The organism is Sphingopyxis indica, from assembly GCF_900188185.1.
Taxonomy (GTDB): domain Bacteria; phylum Pseudomonadota; class Alphaproteobacteria; order Sphingomonadales; family Sphingomonadaceae; genus Sphingopyxis; species Sphingopyxis indica.
The window spans coordinates 602,111-619,585 of sequence record NZ_FZPA01000001.1 but is presented as its reverse complement, the minus strand read 5'-3'; the positions used below and the strand labels follow the sequence as shown (position 1 = coordinate 619,585).

The window sequence follows — 17,475 nt, the reverse complement described above, 5'->3', positions numbered from 1 at the left end:
TGTCCACCCCTCAGGCGAAATGCAGTTTGCGGTATTTTCCGCGGAAATAGAGCAAAGGGTCGCGGCGGGGTTCGAAGATGGCCTTGAGGACGCGGCCGACGAGGAGGAAATGGTCGCCGCCGTCGTGGACGGCGTGGCGCGCGCATTCGAAGCTCGAGAGCGAACCGGTGAGCACGGGCGTGCCGAACTCGCCTTTGATCCACGGCGTCGCGGCAAAGCGGTCCTCGCCCTTGCCCGCGAAGCGGTTCGAGGTCGGCTGCTGGCCGATCTGGAGGACGTTGACCGCGAAGCGCCCGGCCTCGCGCAAATAAGGCGCGCTGCCCGCGCTGTTCGCGATGCACACGAGCAAGAGCGGCGGGTCGAGCGAGACCGAGGTGAAGCTGTTCGCGGTCAGCCCGATCGGGGTGCCGTCGGGGCACATCGCGGTCACGACGGTGACTCCCGTCGCGAAACAGCCGAGCGCGTCGCGAAAGGTCCGCGCATCCGAACCTTCGCGATATTCGGGCGAAGCGCGCGGGGCGCGGCGTTCGAGGAAGTCGATCAGCCAGCCGCCGAGCGCGTCGCCGCGGTCGGTAACGACGAGCGACCGGTCCTCGACCTCGGCGAGTTCGCCGTCGGGAAGCCCGGCGACGAAGGCCGCGGCATCGGCGGGCGACACGAGTTCGGAAAGCGCGCCGCGGACATAGAGCGTCGGCAGCGCGATCGCTGCGGGGGCGCCGGCGAGCCGCTCGGCCGCCGCTTCGCTGTCGAAGGCATCGAGCAAGCGCGGGTCCCAGTCCGCCTGCCCCGGCGCAAGCGCCGCCGCCTCACGCAGCCGCGCACCGATTCGCTGTGCCACTTCGCGATCGAAGTCGAGCGGCACATCGACGAGCACGAGCCCGGAAGCGAGCAGCGCCGCATCGCGTTCGAGCGCCGCGCTCGCGATCCAGCCGCCGAGCGTCGAGGCGACGACGACGGGCCGCGTCCCGAGCTGCGCGAGCACCGCGCGCAGATCCTCGACCATCGCGCCGAAATCATAGCGTCCGTCGGCGGGCCATTCGCTGCCGCCATGGCCGCGCAGGTCGAGGCTGATCACGCGGCGCCCCGCCTGTTCGAGCGCTTCGGCGACGCCGGCCCACACGCCGCGCGTCTGGCCCGCGCCGTGGACGAGCAGCACGGCCGGATCGTCGGCCGACCCGATCACTTCGGCCTCGAGCCGAACCCCGGCAAATCCGCGATATTCGACGATGCTCATGCGTTTCGGCCCTTCATAGGACCTCATCCATGCCGCGCTTTGCGGGCCAGTTCTACCCCGCGTGCGGAATTTATCGCAGCGGTTACGCCCGCATCCCCGCAAGTCGCTGGTCGATGATCGCTTCGGCTTCGGCGATGATGCGGTCGATGAGCTGCTGGCAGGTCGGAATGTCGTGGATCAGGCCCTGGACCATGCCGGCCCAGAAGACGCCCCTGGAAAGGTCGCCGGTCTGGAGCAGTTCGCGTCCCGCGGCGCCCGCGACCAGTTCCTGCACGTCGCTGAACTGCGCATCGGGCTGCGACAGGCGGCGCACCACCTCCTCGCTGACCGCGCTCTTGCCGACGCGCGCGGTGTTTTTGAAGCTGCGAAAGATCAGGAAGCTGCCGCGCTCGTCATTGTCGACATAGGCCTGCTTCACATTGTCGTGAATCGGTGCTTCCTGCGTCGCGCAGAAGCGCGTGCCCATGTTGATCCCCTCGGCGCCGAGGGAGAGCGCCGCGACGAGCCCGCGCCCGTCGCCGAAACCGCCGCTCGCGAGCAGCGGAATCCTGACCTTGTCGGCGGCCGCGGGGATCAGGATCAGCCCCGGGATATCGTCCTCGCCCGGATGGCCCGCGCATTCGAAGCCGTCGATCGAGACGATGTCGCACCCTGCGCGCTCGGCCGACAGCGCGTGGCGCACCGCGGTGCATTTGTGGAGGATGGTGACGCCATGGGGCTTCAGCATCTCCCAGATCTCGCGCACCGCCTGCGTGCCCGCGGTCTCGACGATCTTGACCCCGCCGTCGATGATCGCCTGGGCATAGGCCTTGTAGTCGGGGGCGTTGATCGTCGGAAAGACGGTCATGTTCACGCCGAAGGGCTTGCCGGTCATCGCGCGGCAGCGCTCGATCTCGTCGCGCAGCGCTTCGGGGCTCGGCTGGGTCAGCGCGGTCAATATGCCGAGCCCGCCCGCGTTCGACACCGCGCTCGCCAGCTCCGCATAGCCGACGCTCTGCATCCCGCCCTGCACGATCGGATGCTCGATCCCCAGCATCTCGGTGATGCGTGTCCTGAATGCCATGCTCGGTCCCTTCCCTGCTATCCTGCCCTTACGGCGGCGTCGCCTCCGCCCATGAATTAACTTGACGCTTACGTCAACGTCGGGTTGAGTCGAGATGATAGTTAGGTAACGAAGGGAATCGCATGACCATCTCCGACCGCGCCCGCGCCATCGCCGAAAAGGTCGAAGCCTTCGTCCGCGAGCAGGTCATTCCCTATGAAGGCGATCCGCGGCGCGACCATCATGGCGCGCCCACCGACGAACTCGTCATGGAGATGCGCGAAAAGGCGCGCGCGGCGGGGGTGCTGACGCCGCATATCCTGGAGGGCGGCAGCCATCTGAACCAGCGCGAGACCGCGATCGTCCTGATCGCCAGCGGCCTCTCTCCGCTGGGCCCGCTCGCCTGCAACACGATGGCGCCCGACGAGGGCAATATGTATCTGCTCGGCAAGGTCGGGAGCACCGGCCTCAAGCAGCGCTTCCTCGAACCGCTGGTCGCGGGCCGGACGCGGTCGGCCTTTTTCATGACCGAACCCGCCGAAGACGGCGGCGCGGGATCGGACCCGTCGATGATGCAGACGACGTGCCGTATGGACGGCAATCACTGGGTCGTGAACGGCCGCAAATGCTTCATTACCGGCGCCGAGGGTGCGGGCGTCGGCATCGTGATGGCCAAGGCCGAGGAAGGGGCGTGCCTGTTCCTCGTCGACCTGCCCGACCCCGCGATCCGCATCGAGCATGTCCCGAACACGATCGATTCGTCGATGCCCGGCGGCCATGCGACGGTGATCATCGACAATCTGCGCGTCCCCGCCGACCAGATGCTGGGCGAAGCCGGCGAAGGCTTCAAATATGCGCAGATCCGCCTCTCGCCCGCGCGCCTGTCGCACTGTATGCGCTGGCTGGGCGCGTGCATCCGCGCGAACGAGATCGCCACCGACTATGCCAACCGCCGCCATGCGTTCGGCAAGCCGCTGGTCGATCACGAAGGCGTCGGCTTCATGCTCGCCGAGAATCTGATCGACATCAAGCAGGCCGAGCTGATGATCGACTGGTGCGCGGGCGTGCTCGACACCGGATCGCTCGGCACCGCCGAAAGCTCGATGGCGAAGGTCGCGGTGTCCGAAGCGTTGATGCGGGTCGCCGACCGCTGCGTGCAGGTGATGGGCGGCACAGGCGTTACCGACAAGACGATCGTCGAACAGGTGTTCCGCGAAGTCCGCGCCTTTCGCATCTACGACGGCCCGACCGAGGTTCACAAATGGAGCCTCGCCAAGAAAATCAAACGCGACTGGAAAAGCGCGCACGGCTGAGCCGTGGACCGCACGCTCGAACCGTAGCGTCAAAGCACTTGACGTTTACGTTAACGTCGGGATGATGGGTCAAAATTATCAAGGGTGAGGAATCGGCATGTCGATCTTGTACGACGAAGGCCAGGACGCGATCGCGACCGAATCGCGGCGCGTTCTCGAAGCGCGCGTGAACAAGGACGAACTGCTTCCGCTCCTCGAAACGACCGGCGAATATCATCACGGCTTCTGGACGACCGCCAAGGAACAGGGCTGGACCGCGCTCGCCCTTCCCGAAACCTACGGCGGCCTCGCGCTCGGCCTCGTCGAACTGGGCCTGATTGCGCATCAGGCGGGGCGCAGCCTCAGCGGCGCGCCCTTCCTGACGTCGAGCTTTGGCGCCGCGAAGGCAATCGAACTGTACGGCACCGACGCGCAAAAGGGCCGCTGGCTACCCGGCCTCGCCAGCGGCGAGATTATTGGTGCCGTCGCCTTCGCGCATGGCGCCGACGCCCTGCCGTTGCACCCGCCCGTCGCGTTCGACGGAGCGCGGCTCGACGGCACCGCAATCGGCGTGACCGGCGGCCTTGCAGCCGACATCGCAGTCGTCTTCGCCGAGCACGGCGGCGCGCCCGTCCTCGCACTCGCCGAACTCGGACCGGTCGAACGCGTCGCGGTGCCGAGCTTCGACAACAGCCGCTGTATCGCCGACCTGCACTTTGCCGCCGCGCCCGCCGAAGCTCTGGTCGCCGGCAACCTTGCGCGCGATGCAGCGCTGCACATCCTCGCCTTGCAGGCGGTGATCACCGCGCACGAACAGACCGGCGGCGCCGAGGCCTTGATGGAGATCGCGCGCGACTATGCCGTGACGCGCAAGGCATTCGGCCAGCCGATCGGCGCCTTTCAGTCGATCAAGCATCGCATCGCCGAACTCTATGGCCTCGTCGAGCTGGCGCGCGCCAACTGCATCCACGCGGCAGCGCGCGAGGGCCAGGACGACTTCGTCACCGCCGCCGCGGCGGCACGGCTGTCGGCGACCGACGCCTATGACAGTGCCGCGCGCGACTGCGTCCAGATCCACGGCGGCATCGGCGTGACGTGGGAGATCGGCCTGCACCTTCACATGCGCCGCGCGCGCAGCCTCGCGATCGAACAGGGCAGCAGCCTGTTCTGGGAAGATGTCCTTGTCGACCGCCTGTCAGGAGAAGCTGCATGAGCGATCTGGAAGCCTATCGGGCGAAAGCCGCCGCCTGGTGCGAAGCGATGGTGCCAGAATTCGGCAAGGCGGCGCGCAAGGGCCTCTCGGTCGAGGAGGATCTCGCGCTCGGCCGGCGGTATCAGAAGGCGAAGTTCGACGCGGGCTTTGCCGGCATCAACTGGCCGACCGACCTCGGCGGCCAGGGCCTCGGCCATCTCGAAAAAATCACCTTCGAGGGCGAGGAGATGAAGCACGGCTTCCCCAACGTCTATTTCGGCATCTCGCTCGGCATGCCCGTGCCGGTGCTGATGCAGTTCGGCAGCGACCGCGAGTTTGTGCGCGAGCGCGTGCTCAATGCGCTCAAGGGCGAGGAAATCTGGTGCCAGCTCTTTTCCGAACCCTCGGGCGGCACCGACCTCGCCGGGCTGCGCACCCGCGCCGAGACCGACGGCAACGGCTGGAAGATCAACGGGCAAAAGGTCTGGACGAGCTGGGCGCAATATTCGGACTATGGCGTCATCGTCGTGCGCACCGACCCGACCGTGCCGAAACACAAGGGGCTGACCTATTTCTGGGTCGACATGAAGGCGCCGGGGGTCACCGTCCGCCCGATCAAGCTTGCGGGCGGCGACAGCCACGTTAACGAGGTGTTCTTCGACGATGTGAAGGTCAGCGACGACCATCGCATGTCGCCCGTGGGCGGCGGCTTCGCGGTCGCGATCGCGACGTTGATGATCGAACGCTATGTCGCGACCGACAGCGCGGGCTTCGGCCCGCACCTCGACCTGTTCATCGAACTGGCCAAGGACGTGCAACTCAATGGCAAGCCCGCGATCGAGGACGGCCGCATCCGCCAGCAGATCGCGCGCAACTATGCGATGCGCGCCGGACTCGACTCGATCAACCGCCGCGCGCGGCTGATGATGCAGGCAGGCATGACGCCGGGGCCCGAAGGGTCGCTGAACAAGCTCGTCGCGGTGCGATCGCGCCAGAAACTCTCCGAACTCGCGCTCGACCTTCAGGGCAATGCCGCCTTCGCGTTCGACGAACATGCCTCGCCGAAGGACGACTGGGCGTCGAGCTGGATCAACGCACCGACCGGCCGCATCGCCGGCGGATCGGACGAAACGTTGCTCAACACCATCGCCGAACGCATCCTCGGCCTGCCGCAGGATCACCGCCCCGACAAGGGCATCCCCTTCAACCAGATTCCCGCCTGAGGAGCCTCCCCCATGAAGATCGATTCCACCACCGCCGCCGTTGTCACCGGCGGGGCTTCGGGTCTCGGCCGCGCGACCGCCGAAGCGCTCGCCGCCGCCGGGGTCAAGGTCGCCATTTTCGACATCAACGACGCGCTCGGCGAAGAGGTGGCGACGTCGATCGGCGGGCTGTTCGTCCATGTCGACATCACCGACGAGCAATCGGTCCTCGACAGTTTTGCCAAGGCACGCGCCACGTACGGGCAGGAACGCATCTGCGTCCATTGCGCGATGACCTCGCGCCGCGGCAAGACGCTCGCCTTCGACAAGGAAAGCGGCACATATCGCCGCACCCCGACCGAAGATTATGAATATGGCGTCGCGGGCATATTGACCGCGAGCTATCGCATCGGCTCGATCGCCGCCGAGGGCATGGCGACGCTTCCCGAGTTGGAGGACGGCGAGCGCGGCGCGATCATCTTTACCGCCTCGGTCGCCGCGCAGGACGCCCAGATCGGCCAGGTCATCTATGGCTCGGCAAAGGCCGGCGTGAACGGGCTCGTGCTGCCGATGGCGCGCGACCTGATGGATCTCGGCATCCGGGTCAATGCAATCATGCCGGGCGTGTTCGGAACGCCCTTGCTCGGCAATATGAACCCCAAGGTGAAGGAAAGCCTCGAGGCATCGGTCCCCTTCCCCAAGCGGCTCGGCAAGGCCGAGGAATATGCGAGCCTCGCGATGGAGATGGTCCGCAACACCTATTTCAACGGCCAGGCCGTCCGCCTCGACGGCGCGATCCGCATGGCCCCCCGTTAAGTCTCACAGCGAAGGAATATCCCCATGACCGAAGCCTATATCATCGACGCCGTCCGCACGCCGCGCGGGATCGGCAAGCCCGGCAAGGGCGCGCTGTCGCATCTCCACCCGCAGCATCTCGCCGCGACCGTGCTCGCCGCGATCCGCGACCGCAACCACCTCGACACTGCGACGGTCGACGACATCGTCTGGTCGACCTCCAGCCAGAACGGCAAGCAGGGCGGCGATCTCGGCCGCATGGCGGCGCTTTCGGCGGGCTATGACACCAAGGCTTCGGGAACGACGCTCGACCGCTTCTGCGGCGGCGGCATCAGCGCGGTCAATTTCGCCGCCGCGAGCGTGATGAGCGGCATGGAGGATTGCGTCATCGCCGGCGGCACCGAGATGATGAGCTATACCACCGCCTATGCCGCCGAACAGGCGAATGCCGGCCTGCCGCCGCGCCTGATGGGCTCGGGCCACGAAGCCCTCGACGAGCTGCATCCGCAATCGCATCAGGGCATCTGCGGCGACGCGATCGCGACGATCGAGGGGATTAGCCGCGAGGCGCTCGACGCGCTCGCGCTCGTCAGCCAGCAGCGCGCCGACCGCGCGATCAAGGAAGGCCGCTTCGACAAATCGGTCGTCCCGGTGCTCAACCCCGACGGCAGCGTGGCACTCGACCATGAGGAATTTCCCCGGCCCGAAACGACCGCCGAGGGGCTCGCCGCGCTCAAGCCCAGCTTCGCCGCCCTCGCCGATTTCGACATGGGCGGCGGCTTCACCTTCAGGAAACAGATCAACCGCCGCTATCCCGACCTCGAGATCCAGCATTTCCATCACGCCGGCAATTCCTCCGGGGTGGTCGACGGTGCCGCCGCGGTGCTGCTGACCTCGAAGGATTATGCCGACAAGCACGGCCTGAAACCCCGCGCGCGCGTCGTCGCCTATGCCAATATCGGCGACGATCCGACCCTGATGCTCAATGCCCCGGTGCCGGCGGCGAAAAAGGTGCTCGAAAAGGCCGGGCTGACCAAGGACGATATCGACGTCTGGGAAATCAACGAGGCTTTCGCCGTGGTCGCCGAAAAGTTCATCCGCGACCTCGACTTGCCCCGCGAGAAGGTGAACATCAACGGCGGCGCGATGGCGCTCGGCCATCCGATCGGCGCCACCGGCTCGATCCTGATCGGCACCGCGCTCGACGAACTCGAGCGCTCGGGCGGCCGCTACGGCCTCGTCACCATGTGCGCCGCGGGCGGCATGGCACCCGCGATCATCATCGAACGGATCTGAGGAACAGGAGAGCATCATGGCCGGGCCGCTGAAGGGCATCAGGATCATCGAGTTCGCCGGGATCGGTCCCGGCCCCTTCTGCGGCATGATGCTCGCCGATCATGGCGCCGAGGTGATCCGCATCGACCGCCCCGGCGGTTTCATGGACCCGCGCGATCCGCTCTCGCGCGGCCGCACCTCGATCGCGCTGGACATGAAGAAGCCGGATGCGGTGCAGGTTGCCCGCGACCTGTGCAGGAGCGCGGACGGGATCATCGAGGGCTATCGTCCCGGCGTGATGGAACGGCTGGGCCTCGGCCCCGTGGTGCTGCTCGCCGATAATCCGAAGCTCGTTTACGGGCGCATGACCGGCTGGGGCCAGTTCGGCCCCTATGCGCAGGCGGCGGGGCACGACATCAACTATATCGCGCTCTCGGGCGTGCTCCACGGCATCGGCCGCGCGGGCGAAAAGCCGGTGCCGCCGGTCAACTATGTCGGCGATTTCGGCGGCGGCGGGATGATGCTCGCCTTCGGCATGGCCAGCGCCTTGCTCCACGCCGCAAAGACCGGCGAGGGACAGGTGATCGACTGTGCGATGACCGATGGCTCGGCGCTGCTCGCGGGCATGACGTGGGGGTTCAAGGCGATGGGCCGGCTGAAGGACGAGGCCGGGGTCAACATGCTCGACGGCGGCGCGCATTTCTATGACACCTATGCTTGCGCCGACGGCAAGTTCATCTCGATCGGGTCGATCGAACCGCAATTCTATGCGCTGCTCCGCGAAAAGACCGGGCTCGACGCCGATCCCGATTTCGACGCGCAGCTCGATCCGGCGCAATGGGGGCCGCTCAAGGACAAGCTCGCCGCGCTGTTCGCGACCAGAACGCGCGACGAATGGTGTGCGCTCATGGAAATGACCGACATCTGCTTCGCGCCGGTGCTGTCGCTCGCCGAAGCGCCGCGGCATCCGCACAATGTCGAGCGCAAGACCTTCGTCGAAATCGGCGGCACGGTGCAACCGGCCCCGGCGCCGCGCTATTCGGCGACCGTCAACGATACGCCGCACGCCGCGCCACAGGTCGGCGCGGATGCCGATGCGGTGCTCGCCGATATCGGCTATGATGCGTCGCGGATCGCGACGTTGCGCGACGGCGGCGCCGTCCGCTAGCGGCGGTTGGAAGAGGAGAACAGGCGTGGGCGAATTTCTGCAGGTCGAGCGGCGGGACAAGATCGCGATCCTGACGATGGCGAAGCCCGAGAGCATGAATGCGATCGGCACCCACGCCGATTGCGACGACATTATCGACACGCTGCGCGCGCTCGGCGCGGATCGCAGCGTCAGCGCGATCATCCTGACCGGCAGCGGCAAGGCGTTCAGCGCCGGCGGGAACCTCAAATCGATGCAGGAGCGCAAGGGCATCGGCGTGCTCGACCAGCCCGATTCGACCCGCGCCAATTATCGCCGCGGGGTGCAGGCGGTGATCCGCGCGCTGATGGACTGCGAGATTCCGATGATCGCCGCGGTCAACGGCCATGCGATCGGGCTCGGCTGCGACCTGGCCTGCACCTGCGACATCCGCATCGCGGTGGAGAGCGCCAAATTCGCGTGCAGCTTCATCAAGGTGGGGATCGTCCCCGGCGACGGCGGCGCCTGGCTGCTCCAGCGCGTGCTCGGCTATCCGCGCGCCGCCGAGCTGTTCCTGACCGGCGACCGATTCGACGCGGCGACGGCAAAGGAATATGGTCTGGTCAGCGAAGTGGTGCCCGACGCGGCGCTCATCGACCGCGCGATCGCGATCGCCGAACGGATCACCTGCAACCCGCCGCGCGCGCTGCGCCTTACCAAGCGACTGCTGCGCGAGGCGCAGCACAGCCGGATGAGCGACATTCTCGAGCTCAGCGCGGCCTATCAGGCGATCGTCCACGAAACCGCGGACAATCGCGAGGCGATCGACGCCTTTGTGGAAAAGCGGGCGCCGGTCTTTACGGGAGAATGACGATGCTCGCCGATCGCGTCCTGCCCCTGTCGGGCGTCCATAATTTCCGCGACTATGGCGGCTATGCCGTCGAGGGCGGCGGGCGGCTGCGCGACGGGATGCTGTGGCGCTCGGCGCACCATGTCGAAGCCGTCGACGAGGATCTGGCGGCGATCGACGCGCTGGGGATCGAGACGATCATCGACCTGCGCGGCGACGACGAGCGCGAAATCCATCTGTGCCGGCGCAGCGAGAATTTCGCAGGCCGCGTCCTGTTCGCCGGCGGCATCACCGCGGGCCTCGCCCCGCACTTGCAGGCGGCAGGAGGCGCGATCGACGCCCCGACCGCGCGGGCGCGGATGATCGACACCTATGCCGGTATGCCGTACCGCTCGGCACTCGTCGCAACGTTGCGGCTCTATCTCTCCGCGCTCGTCGAATATGATACGCCCAGCCTCGTCCATTGCGTCGCGGGTAAGGATCGCACGGGTTTTGCCGTCGCGATCGTCCATCGCCTGCTCGGCGTCCATGAGGACGATCTGATGCACGACTATCTGCTCACCAACAGCGCGGGCAAGATCGAGGAACGCATCGCCCAGGGCGCCGCGCATATCCGCCAGCGCTATGGCGCCGAGATCAAGGACGATGCGATCCGCGCGCTGATGTCGGTCAACCCCGCCTATCTCGACGCCGCGCTCGCCACGGTGCGGCGCGATCATGGCGACATACCGGGCTATGCCGAAGCGGTGCTGAACTTCACGCCGGCGATGCGCGAGGCGCTGGTCGACCGGCTGGTGGTATAGGTCGAAAGCTGGGGCCGCTGGCAGTCTGCGGCGGCGATAGCGGCCCCGGCTTTCGCTGGGGCGACGCCTCTCATTCTCCCTTCACCAGCACCCCGCCCTTCAGCACCGCATCGACGCTTTCAAGTTCGCGAATATTCGCCAGCGGATCGCCATCGACCGCGACGATGTCGGCATAGCGGCCGACCGCGATCGCGCCCACATCGCCCTCGCGCCCCAGCGCCTCGGCGGCGTTCTTCGTTGCCGCCTGGATCGCCTGCATCGGGGTCATTCCATATTCGACCATCACGCGGAACTGCTTGCCGACGTCGCCATGCGGCATCACCCCCGCGTCGGATGCGAAGACCATCCGCACGCCGGCGCGGTGCGCCTTGCGAAAATTGTCGCGCTGAATCTGGGCGATCTCGCGATCCTTGCGCAGATTATCCTCGAGAACGCCGTTTTTTGCGCCCTCGGCCTGCGTATATTCGGTGTTATAGATGTCCATCCCGAACCAGACGGGCCTCTTTCGCGTCACGGCCATGCGGATGCCTTCGTCGTCGACAAGGCTGGCATGTTCGATCGTGTCGATTCCCGCGGCGATCGCGGTGCGGATGCCCGCGGCACCGTGCGCGTGCGCCGCCACGCGCAGCCCCCACTGATGCGCTTCGTCGGCGATCGCGCGCAGTTCATTCTCCGGCACCTGCAACTGCCCCGGTTCGGTGTTGCGCGAAAAGACGCCGCCCGTCGCGCATACCTTGATCACTTCGGCGCCATATTTGCGCTGGCGGCGCACCTGATAGCGCAGTTCGTCGGGCGTATCGCCGATCCCTTCCTCCTTGCCGTCCGCCTTTTCCAGGCTGGGCGGCAGGAAGGTGCTGTCGCAATGCCCGCCGGTCGCGCCGAGCGCATAGCCCGCGGGCACGATGCGCGGCCCGACCGCATAGCCCGCGTCGATCGCCTGCTTGAGCCCGATGTCGTTGCGATTGTCCGACCCGACGTTGCGCACCGTCGTGAAACCGGCGTCGAGCATGTCGCGCGCATTCTTGACCGCGGTCATGCCCCAGAAGCTGTCGGTGAACTCGAGCCCGCGATAGCCGCCGATGTCGGCCGGGCCGTCGAGGTGGACGTGCATGTCGATCAGGCCAGGCAGCAGGGTCCTGTCGCCAAGGTCGATATGCTTGACCCCCTCGCCCCAGCGCACCGTGCGCGCGTCGGCGATGTTCGTGATGCGGCCGTCGGCGCCGACGAAGATCGCCGGATAGTCGATCGTCTTGCCGCTCTGCACGTCGAGCATGTGCGCCGCGGTGATGACTGTCTGCTGCCCCGCGACGTCCTCCTGCGCCATCGCGCCGGTCGCGCCCAACGCCGCCGCGGCGAATCCGACACGCCGCAGAAAACTGCCGGACTTAACTCTGTATCGCATAGCGCCCCCTCGTTTCTCAGTGCGGAAATGGCATGGCAAAATCGCGCGGTGTAGGACAGCAAAAAAACTGCCACGCGGCCGACCGGTAGCGAGGCTCAACGAGAATCGACCGCGGTTCGAACCGACCCTTGTTTCCCACCCGACCGGCGAGGTCCAGCGATCGCCAGCGCGGCGGCTGCGCCGAGCAGCGTGCCGCCCACGACGTCGCTCGCCCAGTGAACGCCGAGCGTAACGCGCGACAGGTCGGTGAGCAGGATCGCAAGCGCCGCCCCCGCCGCCGCGCCGCGACGCCAGCGAGGTGGGAAAAGCAGCGTGAGCGCAATGGCGACCGCGGCGACGCTCGCGGCGTGGCCACTGGGATAAGACCAGCTCGAAACATGATCGAGATGCGGCACGAGCGCGGGGCGCGGCCGGTCATAGAGATTTTTGAGGAACGTTGAGGCGAGATTGGCCGTAAGCGCCGCCGCAAACAGACGCAGCGCCGTCGTCCGGCCAAGCCCGCGCCAGAGAAGTGCGCAGAGCAGCACGACGATCGCCCAACGCGCGACGCCGCCCCCCAGCCAGCTTATTCCCTGCATGACGGCAATCAGCAGCGACGACGACGTGTCTGAGCGGAGCGACAGGCCGCGCGAAATCCACTCGTCGAGTGGCTGCATCGCCGGGACTGCCAGCCCCAGCAGCAGCATCGCTGCGAGGCAAAGGGCGGCGAAGAAAAGCGAAGCGCGCACCGACATGACCGGCGCCTAAGCGACGCCGGGTGAGCGCGCAAGCCGGGTCAGGCGATCTTGCGGCCGAAACTCGGTCGGGCCGGCGGCGCCGGCGAAGCCTCCGGAGCGGGCGCCGGACGGTTCGCGAGATAGCGCGCGAGCGCGGCATCGGCGTCGAAGCCGTCGTCGCGCGGCTCGCCCTCGAGCGGATCTCGATCGGGCGGAGTCACCGCGGCCTGCAAGGATGCGAGCGTTTCGGTCGATCCGGCCTGCGCCGCGTGCATCAGCTGCAACTGGCCGACGAGCGAGTCGAGATCGCGCTTCCTGAGGTCGAGCCCAGCGGCGGCAAGACGGATGGTGCGGGTGCCGAATACGCCGCCTTGGACCTTGAAGTCGATGAAATTCCGGCGACTGATCGGGATGAAGCCCCACATGCGGGTGACGAACTGGCTGCGCGAGACGCCCTTGACCTCGGTCCAGCGGAAAGTTTCGGACGACCAGCTCGTCGCGACCCGCACCCGTATCGCGTCATATTGCAGCGCGACGCCGTCGCCGAGCAGCCGCTTGATGCTCGCCGCCGACGCCAGCGGGCCGCCGACGACGAAGATCAGGCCGACGACCTTCAGCATCACGCCGCCGAACAGCATCGGCATCCCGATGATCGGCAGCATGATGCCCATCAGCGCGCCGAGCGCCAGCTTTCCGGTTCCGAATTTGATCGTCCGCATCATCGCCCCCATGCCGTGCAGCATAGGGACGAAAGTTTAAGAAAAGACGGACGGGGTCAGATGTGCAGCGCGCGGCCGTAGGCGCCCAGCACCGCCTCGTGCATCGTCTCGCTGATCGTCGGATGCGGATAGACGCTGTGCATGAAGTCTTCCTCCACCAGCTCGGCGGTCTTGCCGACGGTATAGCCCTGGATCATTTCGGTGACTTCGGCGCCGACCATGTGCGCGCCCAGCAGTTCGCCGGTCTTGGCGTCGAACACCGTCTTCACAAAGCCTTCGACCTCGCCGAGCGCGATCGCCTTGCCGTTGCCGATGAAGGGGAAATTGCCGACCTTGACGTCATAGCCCGCTTCCTTCGCCTTCGCCTCCGTCAGGCCGACGCTCGCGATCTGGGGGTGGCAATAGGTGCAGCCGGGGATGTTCCTGGCATCCATCGGGTGCGGATGGGCGTCCTTGTTGCCGAGTTCCTTTGCGATCGCTTCGGCGGCGATCACGCCCTCGTGGCTCGCCTTGTGCGCGAGCCACGGCGGCGCGGTGACGTCGCCGATCGCCCACAGGCCAGGCACATTGGTGCGGCACCAGGGGTCGGTGTCGATATGGCCCTTGGTCGTCTTCACCTTGAGCGCTTCGAGCCCGATATTCTCGGTGTTGGGGACGATGCCGATCGCGACGATCGCGTGGCTGTAGTCGCCCGCCTCGACCTTGCCGTCCTTCGTCTTGATCTTCGCCGAAACGCCGTTCGCGCCTGCCTTCAGTTCCTCGACACCGGCGCCGGTCAGGATCGTCATGCCTTGTTTTTTCAGTGATTTTTCGAGGAAGCTCGACACGTCGGCATCCTCGACAGGAACGATGCGATCGAGCATCTCGACCACCGTAACTTCGGCGCCCATATCGTTGTAGAAGCTCGCAAATTCGATCCCGATCGCGCCCGATCCGATCACCAGCAGCTTTTTCGGCATTTCGGGCGGGGTCATCGCATGGCGATAGGTCCAGATGCGCTTGCCGTCGGCGGGCGCAAAGGGCAGGTCGCGCGCGCGCGCGCCGGTCGCGACGATGATATGCTTGGCCGAGAGCGTTTCGGTCCCCTTCTCGCTCTTGATCTCGAGCTTGCCCGCGCCGGTGAGCCTGCCCTCGCCCATATGCACCGTGATCTTGTTCTTCTTCATCAGGTGGGTGACGCCCTGATTGAGCTGTTTCGCGACGCCGCGCGAGCGCTTGACCACCGCGTCCAAATCGGCGCTGATGCTCGCCGCGGCGAGGCCGTAATCCTTGGCGTGCTGCATATAATGATAGATTTCGGCCGAGCGCAGCAGCGCCTTCGTCGGGATGCAACCCCAGTTGAGGCAGATGCCGCCCAGATTCTCGCGCTCGACGATTGCGGTCTTGAGGCCCAGCTGCGCGCCGCGGATCGCCGCGACATAGCCGCCGGGGCCCGAACCGAGGACGATGAGGTCGTAGGTGTCGCTCACGATAATCTCCTGTTGCCCGGCGCCGCGGCCAGGTCGAAATTGATCAAGATCCAGACGAGCCCGCCGACCGCACCGGCGGCAAGCCCGTATTTCATGTACCCAAGCTGCCCCTCGTCGACGATCATGCTGGCGATCGCGAGCGCGAGCAGCCCCCCGGTAACGATCCCCGCCGCCGCGAACAGCACGAGCCGTCCCGCCGCGGGCAGCGGCAGCCGCTCGGCGATCCGCAGCGCAATCCAGCCGCCGGTAAGCAGGCCGACGAGCGCGATCGCCGCCATCACCCCGGTCGATTTCCAGTCGGTCAGCGCGCCTTCGGCACCGAGCATATGATAGACCGCGAGGTTCGACAGCACGCCCGCGACGATCGCCGGCAGCAGCACGCGGCGGAGGATGCGGAGGGCAAAGGGCGCCTTTCGCGCACTCACGCCGATCAGGCCACCAGCCCCAGCGGGTTTTCGACGATCTGCTTGAACGCCTGCATCAACTGCGCGCCGTCGGCGCCGTCGATCGCGCGATGGTCGAAGCTGCCCGTGGCCGACATCACGGTTGCGATCGCGAGCGCGTCGTCGACGACCCACGGCCGTTTCTCGCCCGCGCCGATCGCCATGATCATGCCCTGCGGCGGGTTGATCACCGCGTCGAACTGGCTGATGCCGAACATCCCCATATTGCTGATGCTCGCGGTGCCGCCCTGATATTCGTGCGGCTGGAGCTTGCCGTCCTTGGCGCGCGCCGCAAGTTCCTTCATCTCCACCGAAATCTTGCTCACCGATTTTTCGTCGGCGCCGACGATGATCGGGGTGATCAGGCCTGCCGGAACACTGACCGCGACCGAAATATCGGCGCGCTGATAGCTGATGAGCTGGTCGCCCGCGAAGCTGACATTGCATTTGGGCACCTGGATCAGCGACTTGGCGAGCGCCTTGATGAGCAGGTCGTTGACGCTGAGCTTGATCCCTTGCGGTTCGAGCGCGGCATTGAGTTCGCCGCGCAGTTTCAGCAGCTTGTCGAGCTGGATATCGACCGTGAGATAGATGTGCGGGATCGTCTGCTTCGCTTCGGTCAGGCGGCGGGCGATCGTCTTGCGCATATTGCTGAGCTTGTCGGCGCTATGCGGAATCTCGGTTTCGAAGGGCTGCGCGGGAGCGGCGGCGGCAGGTGCGGGTGCCGGCGCGGCGCTCACGGCCGCGGGGGTAGCGGCGCCCGTCGGTGCGCCTTCGAGGTCGGCCTTGACGATGCGGCCACCGGGACCGCTGCCGGTCAGCGTCGCAAGGTCGATGCCCTGCTCGGCGGCGAGGCGCTTGGCGAGCGGGCTGGCCTTGATGCGCTCGCCCGAAGCGACGGGAGCGGGAGCGGGAGCCGGCGCAGGCGCAGGCGCCGGAGCGGCGGGCGCAGGAGCCGCCTTAGGCTCTTCTTTCTTCGCTTCGGCGGGTGCCGGTGCAGGCGCCGGTGCTGCCTTGGCTGCGCTCGCATCCTCGTCCTCGCCGGCGATGACCGCGATCACCGTGCCGACCTTCACATTGTCGGTGCCTTCGGGAACGACGATCTGAGCGATCGTGCCTTCGTCGACCGCTTCGAACTCCATCGTCGCCTTGTCGGTCTCGATCTCGGCGAGCAGGTCGCCCGACTGGACGCTGTCGCCTTCCTTGACCAGCCATTTGGCGAGCGTGCCCTCTTCCATCGTCGGCGAGAGGGCGGGCATCTTGAGTTCGATGGGCATCGGGCTTTTCGTTCCTGTCTCGTGGGGAGGCATTATGTGCCGCTACGGATTCCCCCTCGCCATAAGCATTCGCCGGGTCAAGGTCCAGCGGGGCACGCTTGCCTTTCATACGAATGTGACGCACTCTCGCGCGAAAATGACGAGAGGGGTCGGGGGTTATGCGGACATATCTGGTCGTGATCGACGACAGTCCGGAAGCGACGCTGGCGCTGCGCTTCGCGGCGCGGCGCGCCGCGCGCACCGGTGGCGGGGTGATGGTGCTTGCGATCGTCGAGCCGCAGGATTTCCTTGCCTTCGGCGGCGTTCAGGCGACGATCGAGGCCGAGGCACGCGAGCAGGCCGAGGCGCTCGCCGAAGCCGCGGCGAACGCCATCGCGCAGGAAGCCAATGTCTCGCCCAAAATCCTCGTCAAATCGGGAAAGCCCGCCGAAGTGGTGCGCGAAGTGATCGGCGCGAGCGACGACATCGCCGCGCTGGTGCTCGCCACCGCGCCGAGCGGCGCGCCGGGGCCGCTGGTTTCGCACTTCACCGGGAATGATGCAGGCACCCTGCCCTGCCCGGTTATGCTGGTGCCGGGCGGAATCGATATCGAACGGCTCGATGCGGTGAGTTAGCGCCATTTTCGAAGAAGCCGTGTG

At 66.6% G+C, this 17,475-nt stretch carries 17 protein-coding genes; 9 read left to right on the top strand and 8 right to left on the bottom strand.

Going from position 1 to position 17,475, the window contains the following annotated elements:
• Positions 1-10 precede the first annotated feature (10 nt).
• Positions 11-1,234 (bottom strand): alpha/beta fold hydrolase, encoded by a 1,224-nt coding sequence (locus tag CHB69_RS02830; protein ID WP_089214421.1) that lies wholly within the window; start codon positions 1,232-1,234, stop codon positions 11-13.
• Between the two features lie 82 nt (positions 1,235-1,316).
• Positions 1,317-2,297: an NAD(P)H-dependent flavin oxidoreductase gene (locus tag CHB69_RS02825; RefSeq protein ID WP_089214420.1), complete on the bottom strand. Its 981-nt coding sequence runs from the start codon at positions 2,295-2,297 to the stop codon at positions 1,317-1,319.
• Between the two features lie 122 nt (positions 2,298-2,419).
• Between CHB69_RS02825 and CHB69_RS02820 the strand changes: the two genes are divergently transcribed.
• From CHB69_RS02820 to CHB69_RS02785, 8 genes are all read left to right on the top strand, one after another.
• Positions 2,420-3,589 (top strand): acyl-CoA dehydrogenase family protein, encoded by a 1,170-nt coding sequence (locus CHB69_RS02820; protein ID WP_089214419.1) that lies wholly within the window; start codon positions 2,420-2,422, stop codon positions 3,587-3,589.
• Positions 3,590-3,686: 97 nt separating this feature from the next.
• Positions 3,687-4,781, top strand: coding sequence for an acyl-CoA dehydrogenase family protein (locus CHB69_RS02815; protein WP_089214418.1), 1,095 nt, complete (start codon positions 3,687-3,689; stop codon positions 4,779-4,781).
• Entirely contained in the window at positions 4,778-5,983 is a 1,206-nt protein-coding gene (locus CHB69_RS02810) for an acyl-CoA dehydrogenase family protein (RefSeq protein ID WP_089214417.1), read from the top strand. The genes CHB69_RS02815 and CHB69_RS02810 overlap by 4 nt, the downstream gene beginning before the upstream one ends.
• Before the next feature lie 12 nt (positions 5,984-5,995).
• Positions 5,996-6,778: an SDR family NAD(P)-dependent oxidoreductase gene (locus tag CHB69_RS02805; protein ID WP_089214416.1), complete on the top strand. Its 783-nt coding sequence runs from the start codon at positions 5,996-5,998 to the stop codon at positions 6,776-6,778.
• Between the two features lie 24 nt (positions 6,779-6,802).
• Complete coding sequence (locus CHB69_RS02800; protein ID WP_089214415.1) at positions 6,803-8,053, top strand: acetyl-CoA C-acetyltransferase; 1,251 nt, start codon at positions 6,803-6,805, stop codon at positions 8,051-8,053.
• 16 nt (positions 8,054-8,069) lie between these two features.
• Positions 8,070-9,200 (top strand): CaiB/BaiF CoA transferase family protein, encoded by a 1,131-nt coding sequence (locus CHB69_RS02795; protein ID WP_089214414.1) that lies wholly within the window; start codon positions 8,070-8,072, stop codon positions 9,198-9,200.
• Positions 9,201-9,225: 25 nt separating this feature from the next.
• Entirely contained in the window at positions 9,226-10,029 is an 804-nt protein-coding gene (locus tag CHB69_RS02790; RefSeq protein ID WP_089214413.1) for a crotonase/enoyl-CoA hydratase family protein, read from the top strand.
• Between the two features lie 2 nt (positions 10,030-10,031).
• Positions 10,032-10,811 (top strand): tyrosine-protein phosphatase, encoded by a 780-nt coding sequence (locus CHB69_RS02785; protein WP_170935407.1) that lies wholly within the window; start codon positions 10,032-10,034, stop codon positions 10,809-10,811.
• Positions 10,812-10,881: 70 nt separating this feature from the next.
• On the opposite strand, the gene CHB69_RS02780 is transcribed toward CHB69_RS02785, so the two are convergent.
• The 6 genes from CHB69_RS02780 to CHB69_RS02755 form a co-directional block, all read right to left on the bottom strand.
• Positions 10,882-12,213, bottom strand: coding sequence for a Xaa-Pro dipeptidase (locus tag CHB69_RS02780; RefSeq protein WP_089214411.1), 1,332 nt, complete (start codon positions 12,211-12,213; stop codon positions 10,882-10,884).
• 95 nt (positions 12,214-12,308) lie between these two features.
• A complete protein-coding gene (locus CHB69_RS02775) occupies positions 12,309-12,899 on the bottom strand; it encodes a phosphatase PAP2 family protein (RefSeq protein WP_170935406.1) in 591 nt (196 codons plus the stop codon).
• Positions 12,900-12,988: 89 nt separating this feature from the next.
• Entirely contained in the window at positions 12,989-13,651 is a 663-nt protein-coding gene (locus tag CHB69_RS02770; RefSeq protein ID WP_170935405.1) for a hypothetical protein, read from the bottom strand.
• 53 nt (positions 13,652-13,704) lie between these two features.
• Complete coding sequence (gene lpdA / locus CHB69_RS02765; RefSeq protein WP_089214408.1) at positions 13,705-15,117, bottom strand: dihydrolipoyl dehydrogenase; 1,413 nt, start codon at positions 15,115-15,117, stop codon at positions 13,705-13,707.
• The gene (locus CHB69_RS02760) at positions 15,114-15,542 is read right to left on the bottom strand and encodes a hypothetical protein (protein WP_089214407.1); all 429 of its coding nucleotides are present in this window, start codon (positions 15,540-15,542) and stop codon (positions 15,114-15,116) included. Before CHB69_RS02760 ends, lpdA begins: the two co-directional genes overlap by 4 nt.
• A 5-nt stretch (positions 15,543-15,547) precedes the next feature.
• Complete coding sequence (locus CHB69_RS02755; protein WP_089214406.1) at positions 15,548-16,837, bottom strand: pyruvate dehydrogenase complex dihydrolipoamide acetyltransferase; 1,290 nt, start codon at positions 16,835-16,837, stop codon at positions 15,548-15,550.
• Positions 16,838-16,995: 158 nt separating this feature from the next.
• On the opposite strand from CHB69_RS02755, the gene CHB69_RS02750 reads away from it, so the two are divergent.
• Positions 16,996-17,451 (top strand): universal stress protein, encoded by a 456-nt coding sequence (locus CHB69_RS02750; protein WP_089214405.1) that lies wholly within the window; start codon positions 16,996-16,998, stop codon positions 17,449-17,451.
• Positions 17,452-17,475 lie beyond the last annotated feature (24 nt).

Excerpts from the sequence above, each read along its gene's own strand:
- CHB69_RS02785 (WP_170935407.1), top strand. The coding sequence starts at position 10,032 with ATGCTCGCCGATCGCGTCCTGCCCCTGTCGGGCGTCCATAATTTCCGC.
- CHB69_RS02795 (WP_089214414.1), top strand. The coding sequence starts at position 8,070 with ATGGCCGGGCCGCTGAAGGGCATCAGGATCATCGAGTTCGCCGGGATC.
- CHB69_RS02780 (WP_089214411.1), bottom strand. The coding sequence starts at position 12,213 with ATGCGATACAGAGTTAAGTCCGGCAGTTTTCTGCGGCGTGTCGGATTC.
- CHB69_RS02820 (WP_089214419.1), top strand. The coding sequence starts at position 2,420 with ATGACCATCTCCGACCGCGCCCGCGCCATCGCCGAAAAGGTCGAAGCC.
- CHB69_RS02830 (WP_089214421.1), bottom strand. The coding sequence starts at position 1,234 with ATGAGCATCGTCGAATATCGCGGATTTGCCGGGGTTCGGCTCGAGGCC.
- CHB69_RS02815 (WP_089214418.1), top strand. The coding sequence starts at position 3,687 with ATGTCGATCTTGTACGACGAAGGCCAGGACGCGATCGCGACCGAATCG.
- CHB69_RS02775 (WP_170935406.1), bottom strand. The coding sequence starts at position 12,899 with ATGCTGCTGCTGGGGCTGGCAGTCCCGGCGATGCAGCCACTCGACGAG.
- CHB69_RS02755 (WP_089214406.1), bottom strand. The coding sequence starts at position 16,837 with ATGCCCATCGAACTCAAGATGCCCGCCCTCTCGCCGACGATGGAAGAG.
- CHB69_RS02770 (WP_170935405.1), bottom strand. The coding sequence starts at position 13,651 with ATGATGCGGACGATCAAATTCGGAACCGGAAAGCTGGCGCTCGGCGCG.
- CHB69_RS02800 (WP_089214415.1), top strand. The coding sequence starts at position 6,803 with ATGACCGAAGCCTATATCATCGACGCCGTCCGCACGCCGCGCGGGATC.
- CHB69_RS02805 (WP_089214416.1), top strand. The coding sequence starts at position 5,996 with ATGAAGATCGATTCCACCACCGCCGCCGTTGTCACCGGCGGGGCTTCG.
- CHB69_RS02750 (WP_089214405.1), top strand. The coding sequence starts at position 16,996 with ATGCGGACATATCTGGTCGTGATCGACGACAGTCCGGAAGCGACGCTG.
- CHB69_RS02810 (WP_089214417.1), top strand. The coding sequence starts at position 4,778 with ATGAGCGATCTGGAAGCCTATCGGGCGAAAGCCGCCGCCTGGTGCGAA.
- CHB69_RS02825 (WP_089214420.1), bottom strand. The coding sequence starts at position 2,297 with ATGGCATTCAGGACACGCATCACCGAGATGCTGGGGATCGAGCATCCG.